Source organism: Campylobacter sp. BCW_6461 (genome assembly GCF_001762735.1).
GTDB classification, from domain to species: domain Bacteria; phylum Campylobacterota; class Campylobacteria; order Campylobacterales; family Campylobacteraceae; genus Campylobacter_D; species Campylobacter_D jejuni.
On record NZ_MJXJ01000023.1, the window covers coordinates 281,631 to 303,137 of the forward strand.

Here is a 21,507-nt window from a genome sequence, read left to right on the forward strand (position 1 = left end):
GCTACAGAATTATAAGAAAAAATAGAAAAAATTTCAATCATAATAAAAAATTTTAATGTAGAAAAGTTGTTAAAATAGTGTATTTTGTATCTTAATATTACTTAATGAATTACTACTTGGTGTCCACGGCGAGATTCGAACTCACGGCCTCAAAATTAGGAATTTTGCGCTCTATCCTGCTGAGCTACGAGGACAGAAAGCGGGAAAAATCCCGCTAAAAAATTTAACCGTTTCTTTTTTTGATGATTTCATCTGCAACATTTTTAGGAACTTCATCATAGTGATCAAATTCCATAGAATAAGTCGCACGACCTTGAGTTTGACTTCTAAGATCAGTAGAATAACCAAACATTTCAGCCAAAGGACAAAATGCTGTGATGATTTTATTTCCACCACGCTCATCCATGCTATTTACTTGACCACGGCGTTTGTTAAGATCTCCAATAACATCACCCATATAATCTTCGGGAGTTTCTACTTCAACTTTCATCATAGGCTCTAAGATCACAGCACCTGCTTTTCTAGCACCTTCTTTAAAGCCCATAGAAGCAGCAAGCTTAAACGCCATCTCAGATGAATCCACTTCGTGATAACTTCCATCATAAACAGTTACTTTAACATCTTCTACAGGATAACCTGCTAAAACACCATTTTGTAATGCTTCTTGAACACCTTTATCAACTGCAGGAATGTATTCTTTTGGAATCACCCCGCCTTTGATATCATTAACAAATTCATATCCACTACCTGGCTCAAGCGGTTCAAGGCGTAAGAATACATGTCCATACTGGCCACGACCACCTGATTGTTTAGCATATTTGTATTCTTGTTCAACAGTTTTTCTAATAGTTTCGCGATAAGCAACTTGTGGTTGACCTACTTCAGCTTCAACTTTAAATTCACGAAGCATTCTATCAACGATAATTTCAAGGTGTAACTCACCCATACCTGAAATGATAGTTTGGCCACTTTCTTCATCAGTTGAAACTCTAAAACTTGGATCTTCTTGTGCTAATTTATTTAAAGCAATAGACATTTTTTCTTGATCAGCTTTAGTTTTTGGCTCAACTGCAACAGAAATAACGGGATCTGGAAAATCCATTCTTTCAAGGATTACCTTATCTTTTTCACTTGCAAGAGTATCCCCTGTTAAAGTATCTTTAAGTCCTACAACAGCACCAATTTCGCCTGCGTAAAGCACTTTAATCTCTTCTCTTTTATTAGAGTGCATTTTTAACAAACGACCAATTCTTTCTTTTTTATCTTTAGTTGAGTTATAAGCATAAGAACCACTTTCTAAACAACCGCGATAAACACGCACGAAAGTAAGTTGTCCTACAAATGGATCTGTCATAATTTTAAATGCAAGTCCTGCAAACTCGCCATCATCAGTTGATTTTACAGAAACTTCTGTGCCATCTTCATATTCACCCTTGATATTTGCCACTTCATCAGGAGCTGGTAAATAAGCCACAACAGCATCAAGTAAAGGTTGAACCCCTTTATTTTTAAACGCTGTACCGCAAAGCATAGGAACGATAGAAAGACTTAAACATCCTGCTTTAATCCCTGTTTTAATCTCTTCAAGGCTTAATTCTTCTCCGCCTAAATATTTTTCCATCAACTCATCTGAAGTTTCAGAAACTGCTTCTATCATTTTTGTGCGATATTCTTCTGCCTTTTCTTTAAGTTCAGCTGGAATTTCTTTTTCTACATAATCCGTTGGCTTAGTATCATCTTCCCAAACTAAAGCTTTCATAGTTACAAGATCGATTACGCCTTTAAAATTATCCTCAGCACCGATTGGAATTTGAAGTGGAACTGGATTAGCTTTTAAACGGTTGCGAATTTGATCTTCTACATTGTAGAAATTTGCACCGATTCTATCCATTTTGTTTACAAATACTATTCTTGGAACACCATATTTATTTGCTTGTCTCCAAACTGTTTCACTTTGAGGCTGCACCCCACCCACTGAACAAAATACCGCAACAGCACCATCAAGAACACGCATAGATCTTTCAACTTCAATTGTAAAATCCACGTGGCCTGGAGTGTCAATAAGATTGATTTGATGATCTTTCCAAAAACAAGTTGTAGCCGCAGAAGTGATAGTAATCCCGCGCTCTTTCTCTTGTTCCATCCAGTCCATAGTTGCAGCACCATCATGAACTTCACCGATTTTATGACTCATACCTGTAAAGAAAAGAATTCTTTCAGATGTAGTCGTTTTACCCGCATCAATGTGAGCAGCAATACCGATATTTCTAACTTTTTTTAAAGGAGTACTTCTTGACATACACACTCCTTCTTACCAACGATAGTGAGCAAATGCTTTATTTGCTTCAGCCATTTTATAAGTATCTTCTTTCTTCTTAAATGAAGCACCTTTGCTATTTGCTGCATCTAAAAGCTCAGCTGCAAGTTTATCAATCATAGTTCTTTCGCTTCTTTTTCTTGCAAAAGAAATAATCCAACGAATCGCCAAAGCTTGTTGTCTAGCAGGACGAACTTCAACTGGAACTTGATAAGTTGCACCACCTACACGACGAGATTTTACTTCTAATAAAGGCTTAATATTTTCAATCGCATCATTAAAAATATCAATACCTTTTTTCTCGCCACCTTTTTTATCGATAGCTTCCAAAGCACCATACATAATTGTTGTAGCTGTGCTTTTTTTACCATCATACATTAAAGAATTAATAAATTTTGTGATTACTTTATTACCATAAATCGGATCAGGCAAGACTTCTCTTACCGGAGCTTTTCTTCTTCTCATTATTTTTCCTTCAAATTTTAAATTTTACTCAAACAAAATCAAATCTAACGGATTTGTCTGTATGAATGATTATTTTGCAGCGCCTGCTTTAGGACGTTTAGCACCATATTTAGAACGAGAAACTGTTCTTTTTGCAACACCTGCTGTATCAAGAGCACCACGAACGATGTGATATTTAACCCCTGGTAAGTCTTTTACCCTACCACCACGCACTAAAACAATGCTGTGTTCTTGCAAGTTATGACCTTCACCGCCGATATAGCTGATCACTTCAAAGCCACTAGTAAGTCTTACTTTGGCAACTTTTCTTAACGCTGAGTTTGGTTTTTTAGGTGTTGTAGTATAAACCCTAGTGCAAACTCCCCTTCTTTGTGGACAATTTTTAAGCGCTGGAGATTTAGATTTTTCTAAAACTTTTTTGCGCTCTTTTCTAACCAATTGATTTATGGTAGGCACAATAATTCCTTTCTTTAAAAATGTAATAAACTTTGGATGATATCTAAAATTTACTTACAAAAATATAAACTAGAAATAATTTAAATGCTTTTAAAAATTTTTATAAAATAAACCTACATAATTTACATTAATATTTATAAAACATAAACTAATTTTTAATTATTGTTTTACTTATAAAAATAATCTTACTCATTTTAGACAAAATGAAAAATTCCAAAATTGATTTTAAGAAATTACTAAAAAAGTGTTTAATCCATAGTTATAAAGCATCATACTTGATTCCAAGATTATAATAACTCCTATCTAAAAATTTAGATAGGATAAAAATCATTGTTTATTAGTATTATACTGCAAATATACCACATGGGTAGCTAAATATTCTTCAAGACCATGTTTTCCATCAGCTCCGCCTATGCCACTTTTTCTAAAGCCTGCATGAAAACCTTGCATAGCCTCAAAATTTTCACGATTAATATAAGTTTCACCAAATTTAATTTCTCTGCTAGCTCTCATTGCTATATCTAAATTTTGTGTATAAATAGAACTTGTAAGACCATATTCACAATCATTTGCCATATCAATAGCTTCATCAAGTGTATCAAATTTAGCAATAGGTAAAATCGGAGCAAAAATTTCTTTTTGCATGATCTCATCTTCGTGTTTAACATTAGTAAGAACGCTTGCGGGAAAATAATACCCACTTGTATCAATGATTTTTCCACCGCATTCTACAATCGCTCCTTTAGCTGTAGCTCTTTGAAGCATTGCCAAAGCATTATCAACTCCTGCTTGATTGACCAATGGTCCCATATCAAAATCACCTTTTAAGGTATTTCCAACACTTACTTTACTCATGGCTTTTACAAATTTGTCTACAAATTCATCATAAACGCTTGTATGCACATAAGCTCTTTCAGCACAATTACAAACTTGTCCGTTATTGCAAATTCTACTTGCTTTAATCGCTTCTACTGCTAAATCAATATCCGCATCTTTGCACACTATAGCTGGCGCCTTTCCACCAAGTTCTAAAGAAACTTTGATAATATTTTTAGCTGCAGCTTCCATTACTCTAGTCCCTGCTTCAACACTTCCTGTAAGACTTACCATACCTATATTTTCATTGCTTGATAATTCATATCCTACTACACTGCCTTTACCTGCAACTAAGTTAAAAACACCTTTTGGTAAAGAACTTTGCGAAACAAGCTTTGCAAATTCAAAAGCATTGTTTGGAGTTTCACTGCTTGGCTTTATAACAATAGTATTTCCTGTTAGTAAAGCAGGTGCCATCTTCCTTGCGATTAAGAAAAATGGAAAATTCCAAGGTAAAATTCCACCAATTACCCCAATAGCACTTTTATATAAATATATATGCTCATTAGCCCTATCGCTTTGTATGATTTCACCCTCATATCTTCTAGCCCATTCGGCCGTATAATCCATATAATCTGCTGTAAAATTAATCTCTATGCTAGCCAAAACTCTGGTTTTTCCTTGCTCTTGCATTAAAACTTCGGTTAAGAAATTAGCATTTTTGCGTATTAAACTAGCTATTTCTTTTAAATGATTTGCTCTTTCAATCGCTGGTTTAGCCTCCCAAACTTTTTGTGCTTTTTTGGCTGCTTCAATCGCTCTTTTAGTATCTTCTAAAGAAGCGCTAGCTACTCTTGAAATCACTTCTTTGGTAGCTGGATTTAAAACTTCGATAAATTCTCCATTATGTGGGATAAACTTTCCATCAATATAATTTAAATAAGTTGTCATTTTTTCTCCTTTTTTAGTCTAAGTGAAATACTTCTTCCATATTTAGCCATTTTTGTCCTACATAGCCTAAAGATATTTGACAAGGATCTGTTACTTTCCACCATTTTTGTGTGCTTTCATCTCTTGCCATTTTAGCCATGTCTACTTCAAAATCAGCACCTATATATTCAAAATATGCAAATAAATATTCCCCAAACAAATAAATGGAATAATTTTGTATATTGCATTCCTTAATCATCTCACAAACCCCTTCATAAGGCTTTGTGTGAAGCTCTTTGTATTCTTCTATTTTTTCTTTTTTTATTTTTATGATTTGACCGTATCTTTGCATTCATCCTCCTTTATAAATTAATAAAGCATTTTTGTAAAATATTTTATCTAGATCATCAAAAATTTTACTCTCTATAATAAGCTTGGCCCACTTAGCTGGAGTTATCTTTGCCACTGGATAATTGCTCCCAAATATAAATTTATTCTCACTAAAATTTTCTTTTAAAAAAGCAAAAAGCTCAAAAATAAATTCCTTAGGAGTTTCTTGCGAAAAACCATCAGGAATAGAAAGCTTGATATATAAATTTTGAAATTTTTTCAAAAAACTTAAATCTTTTTTGTATTCATTTAAACGATTTATTTTTGGACTTCCTAGATGATTTAAAACCACTTTTAAATTTGGATTTTTACTTAAAAATTTTTCTAAAAAACCAAGCTCTTCATTTTTAATACAAGCCTCAAAAGGTATATTGAAAGTTTTTAAAATTTCTATTTTTTCTTCAAAGTCTGCTTCAAATAGTCTTTTAGCTCCTTTTTTGCTCGTGTGCATTACTTCCCTAAAAGAACTAAGCTCTTCTTTATGCTTAAAATCCGCTAAACAAAACAAAAGATTATGAAGCTTTTTTTGCTCCAAAGCAAACAAAGCTTCTTTTTCTAAATCATCACTATTAACCTCAACATACATAGCACCTATAAATTCAAATTCTTTATATTCTTGTTTCATCCTAAAAAAATCATAATTTTGCTCTAATTTTTCATCGTCTTTTATCCATGAAATAGGTATTTTTTCCAAATCCCAAAGGTGTAGATGAGCATCAAAAATCTTTTGCATTTTTTCTCACTTTTGAGCCTATAAAGCCATACCAAGCCACATATAAAAACAAAGGTGCCATTGCTAAATACCCAGCGCCTGTACCATAATGATCATTAATAAAACCTATAATTATAGGCATAATTGCTCCACCTACTATGCTCATCACAAGCAAAGAACCGCCTAGTTTTACTTGATTTAAAGGTAAATTTTTTGTTGCTACCGCAAAAATAGTAGGAAAAGAAATAGACATAAAGAAAAATAAAGCTATTAAAAGCACTATGCTAAAAAACCCGCTAGCAAAATACAAGCTAAAGCATATAAGCACATTGATTAGAGAATAAAATCCTAAAATTTTTTCACCTTTGATTATCTTCATCAAAGGAGTAGAAACAATGCGCCCTAGCATAAATGCAACCAAAGCTATAGAAAAATAATAAGCACCTTGCGCATCTTTTAAACCTTCATTATGTTCTACAACATAATTGATAAAAAAAGCTCCTGCTGCAACTTGATTGGCTATATACAAAAACTGCGCTAAAAGCCCTAAGTTAAAATGTCTGTGTTTAAAAACATATATGGGCTTAGAATCATCTTTTTGCTTATAATCATCACTTACCGCACTTCCTTCTGGAAGCTTATTTGCAACAAAAGCAATTAAAATCAAAATAACAATGACAGCAATTCCTATATAAACAAGCTGGACATTTCCCATATTAGCTACCAATGCAGCCTCGATTTGCTCTTTACTCGCACCCTCTTCTTGTTTAGTAATAGATAAAAATAAAACTCCGCCTATAATAGGTCCTACAAATTGCCCCAAACCATTAAAACTTTGCGCAGCATTGATTCTAAAACTCGCATTTTTTTCATCACCAAGCTTTGTCATGTAGGGATTTGCACTAGTTTCTAAAGAACCAATACCACAAGCTAAAATAAAAAACGCAAACAAAAACAAATGAAAAGAAGCCAAATTTGTAGCAGGTATAATAAGCAAAGCTCCTATGGCATAAAGAGCTAAGCCAAAAATGATTCCCATTTTATAAGAAAATCTATTGGCTATATAACCTGCGGGTAAGGCTATGATAAAATAAGCACCAAAATAAGCAAACTGTAAAAAGCCACTTTCATGCTGGCTAATATGAAGATGATTTTGAAAATTTTTATTCATCACATCAATAAGTCCATAGCTTACTCCCCATAAAAAGAAAAGAGAAGTTACCAAAACAATAGCTATTTTTATATTTTTAGAATCAGTCATTTTTTACTCCTTAGTTTTCATCCCAATTTAATGCTCTATCTAAATGCACATAACCTCCATCTGGCATTAAAATTTGCCCTGTAGTATGTGAAGCAAGGGGACTAAGTGTAAAAACCGCTGTATTTGCAATTTCCTCTATGGTAGTAAAACGATGGCCTAAAGGTATAGCTTTTGCGATTTTTTCATATTGCTCTTTAGGATTAGGAAAATTTTGCAGCCATTTTTCATAAAGAGGAGTCATAACTTCAGCAGGAGCTATAGCATTTACCCTAACATTATCCTTAGCAAAAGCACAAGCCCATTCTCTAGTAAAACCCATTTGAGCCGCTTTGGCCGAAGCATAAGCTGAAGTTCTTCCTTGTCCTGTGATGCCTGTTTTACTCACTATATTTAAAATACTGCCTTGTTCTTTTTTAATGTAAGGCAAACATTCTTTGGTCATAGTATAATAATGAAAAAGATTATTTTCATAAGATTTTATCAAATCTTGAGTACTTGTATTTTCAATATGTAAATTATCATTTGTACCTGCATTATTTACAAGAGCATAGATTCCACCATGTTTGATAGCAACTTTTTTTACAAGCTTTTCAATTTGCTCATAATTTTTTAAATCAATTTCATAAAATTCATACTCACTAGATAATTTTTTTAATTCTTTATCGTGCTCTTTAGGCATAGATCTTGAAAAAATTACAGGAATTCCGCCTTCGCTTGCCCATAATTTAGCAATACCATACCCAATACCTTTAGCCCCTCCTGTAATAATACAAACCTTATTTTTAATTTTTAAATCCATTTATTCTCCTTTATCTAAATTTAAAGTTATTTTTAAATGTATTAATACCAATACACCTAAAATTGCTATCAATGCTAACACTATAAGTCCAAACTCAACTCCAAAATGATTTTCTATATATGTTTTTAAAGTAGGAGCTACAAAACCTCCTAAATTTCCCAAGGATCCTATAAGAGCAATAGCAGCCGCGGCTCCTTTTCCTTTTAAAACTTGAGTTGGCAAATTCCAAAATATAGGCTGAATGACTATAAAACCTATAGCAGCCAAGCTAATAAAAAATAAAAATGCCGCCAAATTTGTAACAAAAGTTGAAGCTATCATGCTCAAACTTGCTAGCAGTAAAAATAAAATCGCATGTAAATTCCAAGAATGTTTTTTATCAGCCAATGAGGTAAATATTGGCAAGGCGATAAAAACAAAAATCCAAGGTATGGCATTTAAAAGTCCAACTTCAAAACCTACATTTATTTGCAATATTTGGGCAATTTTACTTGGTAAATAAAAAAGCACTCCATAAACACTTAATTGAATACAAAAATAAACAAATACAAATTTCCACACCAAAATACTTTTAAAAATATCTTTTATAGAATAATCCTTAGCTTTAGTATTGGAAATTTCAATATGTTTTAGCAAAATATCTTTTTCTTTTATATCTAACCATTTTGCATCTTTTGGATGTGAATCAAGATAAAATAAACAAAAAATACCTACTAAAACGGTAATACCTCCTTCTATTAAAAACATCCATTGCCAATTTTTAAAATATATATTTGGTGTATAATCAAGTATAAAACCGCTAATTAAAGAACCAAAAACAAAAGCAATTGGAACTCCCATTTGATAAATTCCATAAACCTTAGATCGATATATAGCTGGGAAAAAATAACTAAGGTATAAAATAATGCCTGGACTAAAACCTGCTTCAGTTAAACCCAATAAAAATCTTAATACATAAAAACTTATTTCTCCTTGTATAAAAATCATTGCCATAGTTACAAGACCCCAAGTGATCATTATACGGCTCAACCAAATTTTTGCTCCTAATTTATGCAAAAATAAATTTGAAGGCACTTCAAAAATGGCATAACCTATAAAAAATATTCCAGCACCCAAAGCATAAGCAGCCTCACCGATGCCTGCATCAATTTCTATATGAGATTTCACAAAGCTAATATTTGTCCTATCAAGCATAGAAAGACAAAACATCAAAACAATCAAAGGCAAAATACGCCAAGATATTTTTTTACATACTAACTCTAACTTTATTGAATTTGCATGTTTCATCACTTTACCCTTTAACAAGTTGTAGCAAGTCTCCAAACTGAAAAATCATTTTGCTCGTTAAGCTCTGCTTTTACCAATTCTCCATCTGAAATTCGCACGATTAATTCTATAAGCTCATCACGCACTTCTTCTTTTGTTTTTACCCCATCTATAATGCTTCCTGCGTTAATATCAATAGCATCATTCATATTTTCATAACAAAAAGTATTAGAACTCATTTTGATAGTAGGCACGATAGCAGAACCCGTTGGAGTGCCACGACCTGTAGTAAAAACACAAATATTTGCTCCACCTGCAACCATAGCACTAAGTTGTTCTATATCATTGCCTGGTGTATTCATAAAAGTTAAACCTTTAGAAACTACAGGCTTAGCATAATCAATCACATCCATTAAGGTTCTAGTTCCTGCCTTATAAACACAGCCTAAAGATTTTTCCTCTATAGTACTAAGCCCGCCTGCCATATTTCCTGGGCTAGGATTTGCTCCTCGAATATCAGCATGAAAAGATTTGACTAAATTCTCATAAGCTAAAATCTTATCATATACCTTTTTAGCTATTTCATCGTTTTTTGCTCTCTTAGCTAGTATGGCTTCACAACCTATAAGTTCTGTAGTTTCTGCTAAAATTACCGCACCACCCTCATCGATTACAAAATCACTCAAACTTCCTAAAGCAGGATTAGCACTAAGTCCGCTATAGCTATCACTTCCACCGCATTCTGTGCCTAAAATCAAATCACTGAAATCTCCTTCACTTTTTTGTAATTTTGCAGCACTTTCAAGCATTTCATTGACTATTTTGATACCATTTTCAATGGTATTTTTACTACCACCACATTCTTGTATCACTAAATATTCAACCTTTTTATAAGGCGTTGCTTCTTTGATTTTTTCTGCTACTGCTTTGGCTTGTATTACCTCACAACCAAGCCCTATAATTAAAACACCAAAAACATTGGCATTGCTCCCATGACCTATTAAAACATCTCTAGTTTGTAAAGCATCAAATTCAAGCTGGGAGCAACCATGCTGATGGTTGATATAAACTGCTCCATTACATTTTCTAGCTATATTTTCACACACTTTATTAGCACAATGTACACTTGGTATGATAATGACTTTATTTCTTAAGCCAAATTTTCCATCTTCCCTTCTATAACCCATTATCTTTTTCATTTTCATTCCTTATCTCCACGACCTCTAATTCCCGCAGTATTATGGATATGCACCCATTCCCCTGTACTAATATCGCAACTTGCACTAGCTATAGCTTCTGCGTATTTGATAATAATTTCATCTTTTTTTATATCCTTTAGTGCAAATTTATGTCCGCTTGCAATATCATTTAAAAGCTCAATATTTGCCACTTTTTCGCCTTTTTTAAAGTCACGCAAAGCTGTGGCAACATTGTCTTTTTCATTGACTATAATATATCCTTTCATAGTTTTATACCTGTTTCTTTTTCTATAGTTTTAATAAGCTCTTTTGCTTCATCAAAGCGAGTGTTTAATTCTTCTTTTGTAGCAGGTGATAAAGGATGAATACTAGCATTTACAAATTCAAATCCTCTGGCCTTTAAAAGCAAAGCAAAACCCATAGGAAAAGCTATGCTCATACCAAATCTTATGGCCTTTAATAAACTTTTTTGTATTAGCAAAGCTCTGCCTATATTTTTTTCATTGATTGATTTGTAAATTTCGCTCATAAGTTCTGGAAAAACTCCACCTATGCTAGTCATAGAACCTTTTGCACCTGCTAATAATGCACCTACATAAAATTCTTCTCTTCCTACAAAAACATCAAAATTACTAGGTACTACATCTAAAATATGATTTAAAAGCAAAGCATCTCCGCTACTATCTTTTATACCCACAACATTATCAAGCTTTGAAACCTTTTCTATAAATTTTAAGCTTAGTGCTGGTGCAAAAAGAGGTATATTATAAACATATAAGGGAAGTTTCACTTCAGAAGCTAAATATTTTACATATTCAAAAAGTGTATCTTCACTCAATTTATAATAATAAGGCATAGCAAGTAATAAGGCATCAAGACCTAATTCATAAGCTTTTTGCGCCAAAATAAAAGTGTTTTCATAAATTGTCGAGGTAATACCCGTGATGATAGGTATATTATTTTTTGTAGCCTTTTTGGTGAGTTTCATTAACTTAACTTGCTCTTCCACGCTCAAAGCTTGAGAATCCCCTGCACTTCCATTACAAAACAATCCGTTCAAGCCTTTAGAAATACCAAATTCACAATAGCGAATAAATTCTTTTTCATTGATACTTCCATCATCTTTATATGGAGTAAGTAAAGCCGGTAAAGTTCCTTTTAAAATTCCCATTTTTTTCCTTTCGTATATACAAAAATATATTTATATACAAAAAATATAACAAAATATTTGTAAAAAAATCAAGCTGTTAACTTGGTAAAAATTCGTATTTTATTCTTATTAACTGCCAATTTTTACAAAAAAATATTAAAATTAATAAATAATAAAAATTATGATTTATGTTACTAAAAGTAAAAAATATGCTAAAATTTATAAAAATAAAACAAGGATAAAGACAATATGCATCAGCCCACTCTTAGAGTGTTAAATATTCTAGAATTACTTGCAAAAGAAAAGCTTACCTTAAGTGCTATAGCTAAAAAATTAAACATTCCTGCTGGAACTCTTTGGCCTATTTTACAAACTCTTCAAGAAAAAAAATATATCAAATGTGATTTAAAAAATAAAAGTTATTATTTGGATTTTAAGATTATAGAATTAGGATGTAATATAAAAAATGAAAATAATATTTTTGAAATAATCAAAAAGCATATGAAAAATATAAGAAATTTAACCAATCAAACTTGTCAAATGGGAATTTTAAAAGATGGAAATGTGCTTTATTTAGAAAAAATTGATGCCAATAATACAGTACAATTAAAATCTTTTATAGGCACTTCGTATCCTGCTTATGCAACATCTTTAGGCAAAGCCTTACTATCAAATAAAAATAAAAAGGAATTAGAAAAACTTTATCCTAGAAATTTTGATAAAATTACAGAAAACACCTTAAATAATATAAATGAACTCTATCAACAAATCAAACAAATTAAAAAAGAAAAAATTGCCATAGAAATTGGAGAAATGAATCCTCAAATTGAATGTATGGCTATAGGCATAGAACATAAAAATAAAATAATTGCTGCCATTAGTATATCTTATCTAATTTATTGCTCTAATAAAGCTTTTAGAGAAAAAAATAAAAAAATACTTCTAGAAGAAAAAAATAAAATAGAAAAAGTTTTAAAAATTTATTTTAATGATTTAGATACACTGTATTAATATAGCCCCGAAGGGCTATAAAATAGAGTTTTATTCTTGTTCTTTAAGTTTTAAATTTTGTTCGCCATAAAGCCCTGTTCCAACAGGAATCATTCTACCTAGAATAACATTTTCTTTTAAATCTTCTAAGTAGTCAAATTTACCTGCTATACTTGCTTCAGTTAAAACTTTGGTAGTTTCTTGGAATGAAGCCGCAGAAATCACACTATCACTTCCAATCGCTGCTCTTGTTACACCTAAAAGCACAGGCTCGGCAATAGCTGGTTCTCCACCCATTCTAATGATTCTTTCATTTTCTTCACGGAATTTACGTCTTGAAACCAAATCACCTTCAATAAATTTCGTATGTCCACTATCTACAACTTTTACTTGTCTTAGCATTTGAGAAACGATAACTTCTATATGTTTATCAGAAATCACAACACCTTGTCCGCGATAAACTTGCTGAATTTCAGAAATCAAATAATAATGCAAGGCTTTTTCACCTAAAATTTTAAGCACATCATGACTCGAAACAACTCCATCTGTAAGTTTTTCACCTGCATGAATAAACTCTCCATCTCTTACTTGAATATGTTTTGTTTTGTCGATTAAATACTCAGCACTTGTTCCATCTTCTGCTTGGATAATAATTCTTTCTTTAGAACGCAAAGGCTTATCAAAACGAACAACACCATCAATTTCTGCAATCACAGCCGCATTTTTTGGTTTTCTTGCTTCAAAAAGCTCAGAAACTCTTGGAAGACCTCCTGTAATATCCTTTGATTTAGCTGCTGCTTTTGGAGTTTTTGCTAAAATATCTGCTTGAGCAATTTTATCGCCATCATGAACAAAAATAACGGTTTTTGGTTCAAGGTGATAACGCACAGCTTTATCACCTTTTCCTGCAATTACCAAAGTTGGTCTAACTCCGCTAGGTAAATACTCATTAATTACTAAAGAACGCTTACCTGTAGCTTCATCAATTTGCTCATCAGCACTATAACCTGCTTCAATATCCTCAAAGCTTACAACACCATCAATTTCTGCAATGATAGTATTATTATAAGCATCCCATTCTGCAATCACTTTTCTTTCTTTTTTAGGAGCACTTGCAATGATAGTATTTGCGTCATCGATTTTTTCACTATCGTTAAATTCTATCTTAGATTCTCTTGGGATATAGTGTCTTTTTGCTTCTCTATCATTTTCATCAGCAATCACTACAAAGAATCCTTTTTCTTTAACAATATCACCTTTTTTAACATTTTTTACTCTATCTAAACCATCGCCTTTAAGGATGTAAAATTTGAGTGTTCCTTTTTCGCCTGCTTTGATATTTTGAACTACAGGCTCGCCATCTTCTACTAAAATTTCACTCGCAAAAGGAATACGATTTGGTACATTCCAACCCTCTTTAATCACTTCTACGATACTTTCATTTTCTTCTACTTGCATGCCGCTTTGATATGGCAAATAAAGTTTTCCATCTATACTGCCACTTACACCTGCTAATTCATTTGGTTTAGCAAGATCGTATTTTCTTAATATGTATTTTACTTCTTGTTTTTTATCTTTAATAGAAACAATCACATCTTCATGAATATTTTCTATATTAATCACACCTTTAAATGGAGTTTTGATTTTTGGCTCCACAAGTAAAACCGCCGCATTTCTACGATTTGCTACGATATTTTTACCTTCTTTGTTTTTATAAGTTTTAAGATTATAAAATCTTATAAAACCTTCTTTTTGTGCGCTTACTTGTCTATCTTGTAAATCCGTACTTGCAGTTCCCCCGCTATGGAAAGTTCTTAGAGTTAGCTGCGTTCCTGGTTCACCGATAGATTGAGCGGAAATAATTCCCACTGCTTCGCCTGGTTTTACTAATTTACCTTCACCAAGATTGATACCATAACATTTTGCACAAATTCCTTTTTTAGCTTTGCAGGTAATAGGAGTGCGGATATTGACACTTTTTATACCGCTTTCGCCAAGAATTTTTGCTTTTTCCTCATCCATTAAAGTACCTTCTGCAAAAAGCACAGAATTTGTAATAGGATCAATCACATCCTCAGCTAAAACCCTGCCTAAAATTCTTTCTTCTAAAGTTTCTATAATAGAACTATCTGCGGTAATTTCATTGATTTCAACACCCTCATGTGTTCCACAATCTTCAATGGTAATTTTTACATTTTGTGCAACATCGATGAGTTTTCTTGTCAAATAACCCGCATTTGCTGTTTTAAGAGCGGTATCTGCAAGACCTTTTCTAGCACCGTGAGTTGAAATAAAGTATTCAAGAACATTTAGCCCTTCACGGAAATTTGAAATAATAGGCGTTTCGATAATAGAACCATCAGGTTTGGTCATAAGTCCTCTCATCGCAGCAAGCTGAGAAATTTGAGCTGCACTACCCCTAGCACCAGAATCTGCCATCATATAAATAGAGTTAAAACCTTCTTTATCTTTTTCTACAAGCTTCATCATTTCTTTTGAAAGAACATTGTTTGTACTTTTCCAAATATCAATGATTTTATTGTATCTTTCCCCTGAAGTAATCAAACCGAGATTATAAGAATTTTGAATTTCTCTTACTTGTTTTTTTGCTTCATCGATAGCTTTTTGTTTATCATTAGGAACAATAATATCTGCAATCGAAATTGAAATACCTGCTTTAGTTGCATATTCAAAACCTAAATTTTTAAGTCTATCTAAGAAACTTGCTGTAATCTCTAAACCACCTTGTTTATAAACATAATCTACAAGTGCAGCAATGTCTTTTTTCTTTAAGACTTTATTCCAACTATTTTCAGGCACAAAATCAGGCAAGATGGATTTAATAATCAATCTTCCTGCTGTAGTGGTAATCTTTCTACCATCTACCATAGTTTGTATGCTCGCATGAATATCCAAACACTTGCTTTCAAGTGCCATCATCACTTCATCAATGCCTGTACAAATTTTATGCGAACCTTTAGCACCTGCTTTTTCCAACGAAAGATAATAAATTCCTAAAACCATATCTTGCGATGGAACGGTTACAGACTTACCGCTTGCTGGTAAAAGAATATTCATTGATGAAAGCATAAGCACTTTACATTCTGCAATAGCCTCTTGAGAAAGCGGTACATGCACTGCCATTTGATCCCCATCAAAGTCTGCGTTAAATGCTGCACAAACCAAAGGATGAAGTTGTATAGCCTTACCTTCCACTAAAACAGGATGAAAAGCTTGGATAGAAAGCTTATGCAAAGTAGGTGCACGGTTTAGCATAACAGGATGTCCCTTTACTACCTCTTCTAAACATTCCCAAACTTCATTGGTTTTATTTTCTATCATTTTTTTAGCTTGTTTTACTGTGGTTGCATAACCTTTTTCTTCAAGCTTAGCTAAAAGATGTGGCTTAAAAAGCTCTAAAGCCATTTTTTTAGGTAAACCGCATTGATCCATTCTAAGTTTTGGACCTACAACAATAACGCTACGACCTGAGAAATCCACCCTTTTACCTAGTAGATTTTGTCTAAAACGTCCTTGTTTCCCTTTGATGATTTCACTTAAAGATTTCAATGGGCGTTTATTTGCTCCTTTTACAGCATTAGCACGACGACCGTTGTCAAAAAGCGCATCAACAGCCTCTTGAAGCATTCTTTTTTCATTTCTGATAATGATTTCAGGTGCATCAAGTTCCATAAGTTTTTTAAGACGTGTATTTCTATTGATAACACGACGATATAAGTCATTCACATCAGAAACTGCAAATTTCCCACCATCTAAAGCCACTAAAGGACGCAAATCTGGCGGTAAAACTGGAAGATTTGTAATCATCATCCATTCAGGACGATTTGGTACAGCTTCGTCGCTATCGGTATTGGCGTTTAAATTTGAATTTAAGAAATTTTCTACAACTTTTAAGCGTTTAATGATAGTTTTTTTCTTAGCCTCTGAATTTGTAGCCCCCATTTCTTCTTTAAGCTGATTTAAAAGCGCTACAAGATCTAAATTTGCAAGTAAATCACGAACAACTTCTCCACCCATTCTTGCTTTAAAGCCGCTATTTTCATAGCGTTGCATTAAATTTTGATATTGCTCTTCGTTCAAAACATCGCAATATTCCACTTTTTTAGTACTTTCATTATCATAGAAAGCATCACCTGGGTTTTCAACAATATAAGCTTCATAATAAAGCACGCGCTCAAGATCTTTCATCTTAACACCCAAAAGCGTTCCTATACGGCTTGGAAGAGAATTAACATACCAAATATGAGCCACAGGAGTTACAAGCTCGATATGCCCCATTCTAGAACGACGCACTTTTGAATTTGCTACTTCAACACCACATTTTTCACACTTAACGCCTTTAAAACGCATTTTTTTGTATTTACCACAAAGACACTCATAATCTCTTATAGGTCCAAAAATCTTTGCACAAAAAAGCCCATCTCTTTCAGGCTTTAAGGTTCTATAATTAATAGTTTCTGGTTTTTTTACTTCTCCATAAGACCATGATTTGATTTTTTCAGGACTTGCAAGTCTTAGTTGAAATGCTTCAAAATCTCTAGGTCTTGCATCTTCTTTAATTTCTATTACTTTAAATTTACTCATTATCTTCATCCTTATCAAAAATCTCAACATCTAAAGCAAGAGATTTAAGCTCATTGGTTAATACAAAAAATGTTTCAGGAATTCCTGTTGCTGGAACATTTTCACCTTTTGTCAATGCTTTATAAGCACTAAATCTACCTTCTACATCATCTGATTTTATGGTTAACATTTCTCTTAAAGTGTGAGCCGCTCCATAAGCTTCAAGTGCCCAAACTTCCATTTCTCCAAATCTTTGTCCCCCAAAGAGTGCTTTACCACCCACAGGTTGTTGGGTAACCAAGCTATAAGGTCCTGTACTTCTTGCATGAACTTTTTCATCAACCAAGTGATGGAGTTTTAGCATATACATACATCCTACATGAACACGCTCTGCAATTTTTTCCCCCGTGCGTCCATCATAAAGTTCTGTTTTGCCATCCATATCTATCTTAGCCATTTTAAAAAGCTTGCTAAATTCTTCTATATTTACACCTTCAAAAACAGGAGTAGAAAATTTAACTCCTTTACTCCAGTCTCTAGCATAGTTTAAAAGCTCTTCATCGCTTAAGCTTTTAATAAATTCTTTTTCGTTTGCAAGTCTTGGAATAGAACAAATTTCAAGCATTTTCGCTCTTAATTCTTTAAGAAAATCTTTTTGCTTTCTATCAAAAATTTCTTGAATTTGATCCCCAAGTCTAAGTCCAACTAAACCTAAATGACTTTCTAAAATTTGACCTATATTCATACGACTTGGAACGCCAAGTGGATTAAGCGCAATATCCACACTCTTACCATTTGGCAAATAAGGCATATCTACTTCAGGAACTATAGTTGAAACTATACCTTTATTTCCATGACGTCCTGCCATTTTATCACCGACTTTAAGCTTTCTTTTTGTAGCAATATAAACTTTAACAAGCTTAATTACCCCACTTGGTAAAATATCATCTTTTTCTAAAATTTCAAGCTTTTCATCGTGTTCTGCTTTTAATTTTTTCTTCTCATTTTGGAAATGATTTTTTAAATCATCGTATTCTTTTTGAATCTCTTTAGAATAAGCTTTAATCAAAGTTGTTAAAGTAAAACGATTGATTTTTTCAAGTTCGCTAATATCTGCAGTTTGTCCTTTTTTATAATTTTTATCTCCAATTTTTTGATCGCTATTTAAAGAGGCTTTGGAAAGAAGAGCACAAACACGAAGCATTTCTTCTCTATCCATCATCAAAAGTCTATCATGATGCTCTTTTTCTAAAGCCATTTTTTCTTTATCATAAGATTTTATTGCGCGATCATCTTTTTCATAGCCTTTTTTAGTGAAAATTTTAACATCCACAACAACACCCTCTAAAGAAGCGGTTGCATAAAGGGATTTATTCACAACATGTCCTGCTTTTTCTCCAAAAATCGCTCTTAAAAGTCTTTCTTCAGGAGTTGGTTTAACCTCACCTTTTGGAGAAACCTTACCCACCAAAATCATACCTGGTTTGATATGGGTACCAATTTTTGCAATACCGCTCTCATCAAGATGCGCAACATCTTCTTCTTTTACATTTGGAATATCTTTGGTAATTTCTTCTATACCGTCTTTTAGTTCTCTTGCTTCAATTTCTTTTTCATAAATGTGCACGCTTGTAAAAGTATCTTCACGAATAATTCTCTCACTTACAACTATAGCATCCTCATAGTTATAACCATTCCAAGGCATAAAAGCGATTAAAGCATTTTTACCTATAGCAAGTTCGCCTTGATCCATAGAAGGACCATCTGCGATAATTTGTCCTGCTTTTACTATATCACCTTTTTTAACAATAGGGTGTTGAATATAATTTGTATTTTGATTGGTTCTTAAATTTTTCTCCATAGTGTAATGGTCAATAAATGGACCTTTATCATCTTCACCTAAAATGAAAATGCTTTTATTATCCACTTTCTCAACCACACCGCCACGCTTTGCTTTAACAGCTTCCCAAGCATCACGCGCAATAATTTGTTCCATACCTGTTCCTACTATCGGAGCTGAAGCAGTAAGAAGTGGCACAGCTTGACGTTGCATGTTTGAACCCATTAGCGCTCTGTTTGCATCATCGTGCTCTAAAAACGGAATCAAAGAAGCTGCAACTCCAACAACCATACCTGAGCAAAGATCGATTAATTGCACTTCTTCGCGTCTTGCAAGTATAGTTTCACCATCTTGCCTAGCCTCAACAAATTCTTCTACTATATTGCCTTTAGCATCAACCTTAGTTGAAGCTGGTGCGATAAACAAGCCTTCTTCTTGTGTCGCTGTAAGATAAACAACTTCATTAGTCACTTTACCATTTACAACTTTTCTATATGGCGCTTCAACAAAGCCAAGTTCATTTACTTTTGCATAAGTAGAAAGAGTGTTAATCAAACCAATATTTTGACCTTCAGGTGTTTCAACTGGACAAATTCTACCATAATGTGTCGCGTGAACATCACGCACTTCAAAACCTGCTCTTTCTTTTACAAGTCCACCTTCACCAAGCGCTGACAAACGACGCTTATGAGTAACCTCGCTTAAAGGGTTGGTTTGATCCATAAATTGCGAAAGCTGACCTCCTGTAAAAAATTCAATGATAGTTGTAGTAATCATTTTAGGATTGATTAAATCATAAGGCATTACTTTATCAAGATCCGCATTTAAAGAAGTAAATTTATCTCTGATCGCCTTTTGCATTTTTGCAAGACCTAAATGAAGTTCATTAGCTAAAAGTTCACCTATAGAACGGATACGACGATTTCCTAAATGATCTCTATCATCAATATGTCCTTTACCATTTTTTACTTTAATTAAATATTTTGCAGTTTTAATAATATCTTCATTAGTCAAAACAGTAACATACTCAGGCACTTCAAGACCTAACTTATGGTTCATTTTCATACGACCTACCTTAGTAAGATCGTATCTTTCAGGATTGAAGAATAAATCATTTACAAAAGCCTTCGCTGCATCTTTTACCACAGGTTCACCTGGGCGCATAACTTTGTAAATTCTAATCGCAGCTAAATCATTTTCATCATCGATATTTTCACTTTGTTTAAGAAGTTTTAGAGTTTCTCCATCTTGAGCAAAGGAGTTAATAATCGCTGCATCAACGCCATTAGCCAAGTCATTTGCTATATCAAAACTTTTTTGCTCTTTAATCTTAGCAAGCTTACTCTCATCTAACAAAGTTAAAGAATCAAATAAAACCTCTCCACTTTCTTTATCAATAATAGGATTTGCTAAATAACGATTAAGTAAAATTTCTACAGGATATTCTATCCATTTTAAACCGTCTTTAATAAGCTGTTCTGCTTTTTTCTTTGTAAGTCTTTTTCCAGCTTGATGAACGATTTTTCCTTTTTCATCTTTAATATCATATTCTATTCTATCCATAAAATCATTTGGATTAAATTCTGTTAAAAATTTATCTTTTTTCACATGTATAGTCTGAATAGGATAAAACAACTTAATAATATCTTGTTTTTTATACCCTAAAGCTCTAAAAAGCATAGTTACAGGAACTTTTCTACGCTTATTGATTCTTACATACAAAACATCTTTGGCATCGTATTCAAAATAAAGCCACGAACCACGATCAGGAATAATTTGTGCTGTATAAACAAGCTTATTTGCAACCGTTGAACTTTCTTCTTCTTTAAAAATAACACCAGGACTTCTATGTAATTGATTTACAACCACCCTCTCAACCCCATTAATGATAAAAGATACACGATCTGTCATTAAAGGAATTTCGCGGATATAAATTTCTTGTTCTTTAATATCTTTTACGCCAACTTTTTCCCCTGTTTTTTCATCTTTTTCATGCAGAGTAAGACGGATTTTCATTTTTAAATTTACAGAATAAGTCAAACCTCTTTCCATGCATTCGCGAATGGTATATTTTGGCTTGCCTATTTCACTACTAACATATTCAAGACTCAATCTATTTTGCGGATCATGAATAGGAAAAATTGATTTAAAAACTTTTTCTATACCACTTTCACCATTATCAAGATTTAAAAAATAATCAAAACTCTTTTTTTGTAATTGTAGAAGATTTGGGATTTCTATTTGTTTTGAAATGTTTGAGAAGTCTACTCTTAAACGATTTCCTAATTTATTATCTAACATATCGCACATACCTCATGGTAAATTTTGTAAA

At 32.9% G+C, this 21,507-nt stretch carries 15 protein-coding genes and 1 tRNA gene; 1 reads left to right on the forward strand and 15 read right to left on the reverse strand.

The features are described 5' to 3' along the window. Positions 1 to 117: 117 nt before the first annotated feature. From AJ882_RS06550 to AJ882_RS06610, 13 genes are all read right to left on the reverse strand, one after another. Positions 118 to 194: transfer RNA gene (locus AJ882_RS06550), tRNA-Arg, on the reverse strand. A gap of 29 nt (positions 195 to 223) precedes the next feature. After that, on the reverse strand, positions 224 to 2,299 hold the full coding sequence (fusA, locus tag AJ882_RS06555; protein ID WP_002779472.1) for an elongation factor G: 2,076 nt from the start codon (positions 2,297 to 2,299) through the stop codon (positions 224 to 226). Positions 2,300 to 2,311: 12 nt separating this feature from the next. Further along, the gene (rpsG, locus tag AJ882_RS06560) at positions 2,312 to 2,782 is read right to left on the reverse strand and encodes a 30S ribosomal protein S7 (protein WP_002779471.1); all 471 of its coding nucleotides are present in this window, start codon (positions 2,780 to 2,782) and stop codon (positions 2,312 to 2,314) included. 69 nt (positions 2,783 to 2,851) lie between these two features. Next, complete coding sequence (gene rpsL / locus AJ882_RS06565; RefSeq protein WP_002782934.1) at positions 2,852 to 3,238, reverse strand: 30S ribosomal protein S12; 387 nt, start codon at positions 3,236 to 3,238, stop codon at positions 2,852 to 2,854. A gap of 327 nt (positions 3,239 to 3,565) precedes the next feature. Further along, positions 3,566 to 5,005 (reverse strand): aldehyde dehydrogenase, encoded by a 1,440-nt coding sequence (aldA, locus tag AJ882_RS06570; RefSeq protein WP_002823713.1) that lies wholly within the window; start codon positions 5,003 to 5,005, stop codon positions 3,566 to 3,568. 13 nt (positions 5,006 to 5,018) lie between these two features. Beyond that, positions 5,019 to 5,336, reverse strand: a complete 318-nt coding sequence (locus AJ882_RS06575; protein ID WP_002858606.1) for an L-rhamnose mutarotase — start codon at positions 5,334 to 5,336, stop codon at positions 5,019 to 5,021. Next, on the reverse strand, positions 5,337 to 6,107 hold the full coding sequence (locus tag AJ882_RS06580; RefSeq protein ID WP_002837605.1) for an amidohydrolase family protein: 771 nt from the start codon (positions 6,105 to 6,107) through the stop codon (positions 5,337 to 5,339). Beyond that, positions 6,091 to 7,347 (reverse strand): L-fucose:H+ symporter permease, encoded by a 1,257-nt coding sequence (gene fucP / locus AJ882_RS06585; protein ID WP_002837603.1) that lies wholly within the window; start codon positions 7,345 to 7,347, stop codon positions 6,091 to 6,093. Before fucP ends, AJ882_RS06580 begins: the two co-directional genes overlap by 17 nt. Before the next feature lie 10 nt (positions 7,348 to 7,357). After that, positions 7,358 to 8,146, reverse strand: a complete 789-nt coding sequence (locus AJ882_RS06590; protein ID WP_002825115.1) for an SDR family oxidoreductase — start codon at positions 8,144 to 8,146, stop codon at positions 7,358 to 7,360. Continuing rightward, a complete protein-coding gene (locus tag AJ882_RS06595; RefSeq protein ID WP_002837601.1) occupies positions 8,147 to 9,433 on the reverse strand; it encodes an MFS transporter in 1,287 nt (428 codons plus the stop codon). A gap of 11 nt (positions 9,434 to 9,444) precedes the next feature. Continuing rightward, positions 9,445 to 10,611 carry a UxaA family hydrolase gene (locus AJ882_RS06600; RefSeq protein ID WP_002837600.1) on the reverse strand — a complete coding sequence of 389 codons (1,167 nt, stop codon included), beginning with the start codon at positions 10,609 to 10,611 and terminating at the stop codon, positions 9,445 to 9,447. 2 nt (positions 10,612 to 10,613) lie between these two features. Then, on the reverse strand, positions 10,614 to 10,877 hold the full coding sequence (locus tag AJ882_RS06605; protein WP_002779462.1) for a UxaA family hydrolase: 264 nt from the start codon (positions 10,875 to 10,877) through the stop codon (positions 10,614 to 10,616). Further along, a complete protein-coding gene (locus AJ882_RS06610; protein WP_002867603.1) occupies positions 10,874 to 11,782 on the reverse strand; it encodes a dihydrodipicolinate synthase family protein in 909 nt (302 codons plus the stop codon). Before AJ882_RS06610 ends, AJ882_RS06605 begins: the two co-directional genes overlap by 4 nt. A gap of 228 nt (positions 11,783 to 12,010) precedes the next feature. Between AJ882_RS06610 and AJ882_RS06615 the strand changes: the two genes are divergently transcribed. Beyond that, positions 12,011 to 12,772, forward strand: coding sequence for an IclR family transcriptional regulator (locus tag AJ882_RS06615; RefSeq protein WP_011049683.1), 762 nt, complete (start codon positions 12,011 to 12,013; stop codon positions 12,770 to 12,772). A 30-nt stretch (positions 12,773 to 12,802) separates the two neighbouring features. On the opposite strand, the gene rpoC is transcribed toward AJ882_RS06615, so the two are convergent. After that, positions 12,803 to 17,356, reverse strand: a complete 4,554-nt coding sequence (gene rpoC / locus AJ882_RS06620; RefSeq protein ID WP_070279703.1) for a DNA-directed RNA polymerase subunit beta' — start codon at positions 17,354 to 17,356, stop codon at positions 12,803 to 12,805. After that, positions 17,349 to 21,485 carry a DNA-directed RNA polymerase subunit beta gene (gene rpoB / locus AJ882_RS06625; protein ID WP_002859036.1) on the reverse strand — a complete coding sequence of 1,379 codons (4,137 nt, stop codon included), beginning with the start codon at positions 21,483 to 21,485 and terminating at the stop codon, positions 17,349 to 17,351. Before rpoB ends, rpoC begins: the two co-directional genes overlap by 8 nt. Positions 21,486 to 21,507: the final 22 nt, after the last annotated feature.

Bases quoted from the DNA above. Each gene is read 5' to 3' on its own strand.
- rpsG (WP_002779471.1), bottom strand. From the start codon at position 2,782: ATGAGAAGAAGAAAAGCTCCGGTAAGAGAAGTCTTGCCTGATCCGATT.
- AJ882_RS06595 (WP_002837601.1), bottom strand. From the start codon at position 9,433: ATGAAACATGCAAATTCAATAAAGTTAGAGTTAGTATGTAAAAAAATA.
- rpoB (WP_002859036.1), bottom strand. From the start codon at position 21,485: ATGTGCGATATGTTAGATAATAAATTAGGAAATCGTTTAAGAGTAGAC.
- AJ882_RS06615 (WP_011049683.1), top strand. From the start codon at position 12,011: ATGCATCAGCCCACTCTTAGAGTGTTAAATATTCTAGAATTACTTGCA.
- AJ882_RS06600 (WP_002837600.1), bottom strand. From the start codon at position 10,611: ATGAAAAAGATAATGGGTTATAGAAGGGAAGATGGAAAATTTGGCTTA.
- aldA (WP_002823713.1), bottom strand. From the start codon at position 5,005: ATGACAACTTATTTAAATTATATTGATGGAAAGTTTATCCCACATAAT.
- AJ882_RS06605 (WP_002779462.1), bottom strand. From the start codon at position 10,877: ATGAAAGGATATATTATAGTCAATGAAAAAGACAATGTTGCCACAGCT.
- rpoC (WP_070279703.1), bottom strand. From the start codon at position 17,356: ATGAGTAAATTTAAAGTAATAGAAATTAAAGAAGATGCAAGACCTAGA.
- fucP (WP_002837603.1), bottom strand. From the start codon at position 7,347: ATGACTGATTCTAAAAATATAAAAATAGCTATTGTTTTGGTAACTTCT.
- fusA (WP_002779472.1), bottom strand. From the start codon at position 2,299: ATGTCAAGAAGTACTCCTTTAAAAAAAGTTAGAAATATCGGTATTGCT.
- AJ882_RS06575 (WP_002858606.1), bottom strand. From the start codon at position 5,336: ATGCAAAGATACGGTCAAATCATAAAAATAAAAAAAGAAAAAATAGAA.
- AJ882_RS06590 (WP_002825115.1), bottom strand. From the start codon at position 8,146: ATGGATTTAAAAATTAAAAATAAGGTTTGTATTATTACAGGAGGGGCT.
- AJ882_RS06580 (WP_002837605.1), bottom strand. From the start codon at position 6,107: ATGCAAAAGATTTTTGATGCTCATCTACACCTTTGGGATTTGGAAAAA.
- AJ882_RS06610 (WP_002867603.1), bottom strand. From the start codon at position 11,782: ATGGGAATTTTAAAAGGAACTTTACCGGCTTTACTTACTCCATATAAA.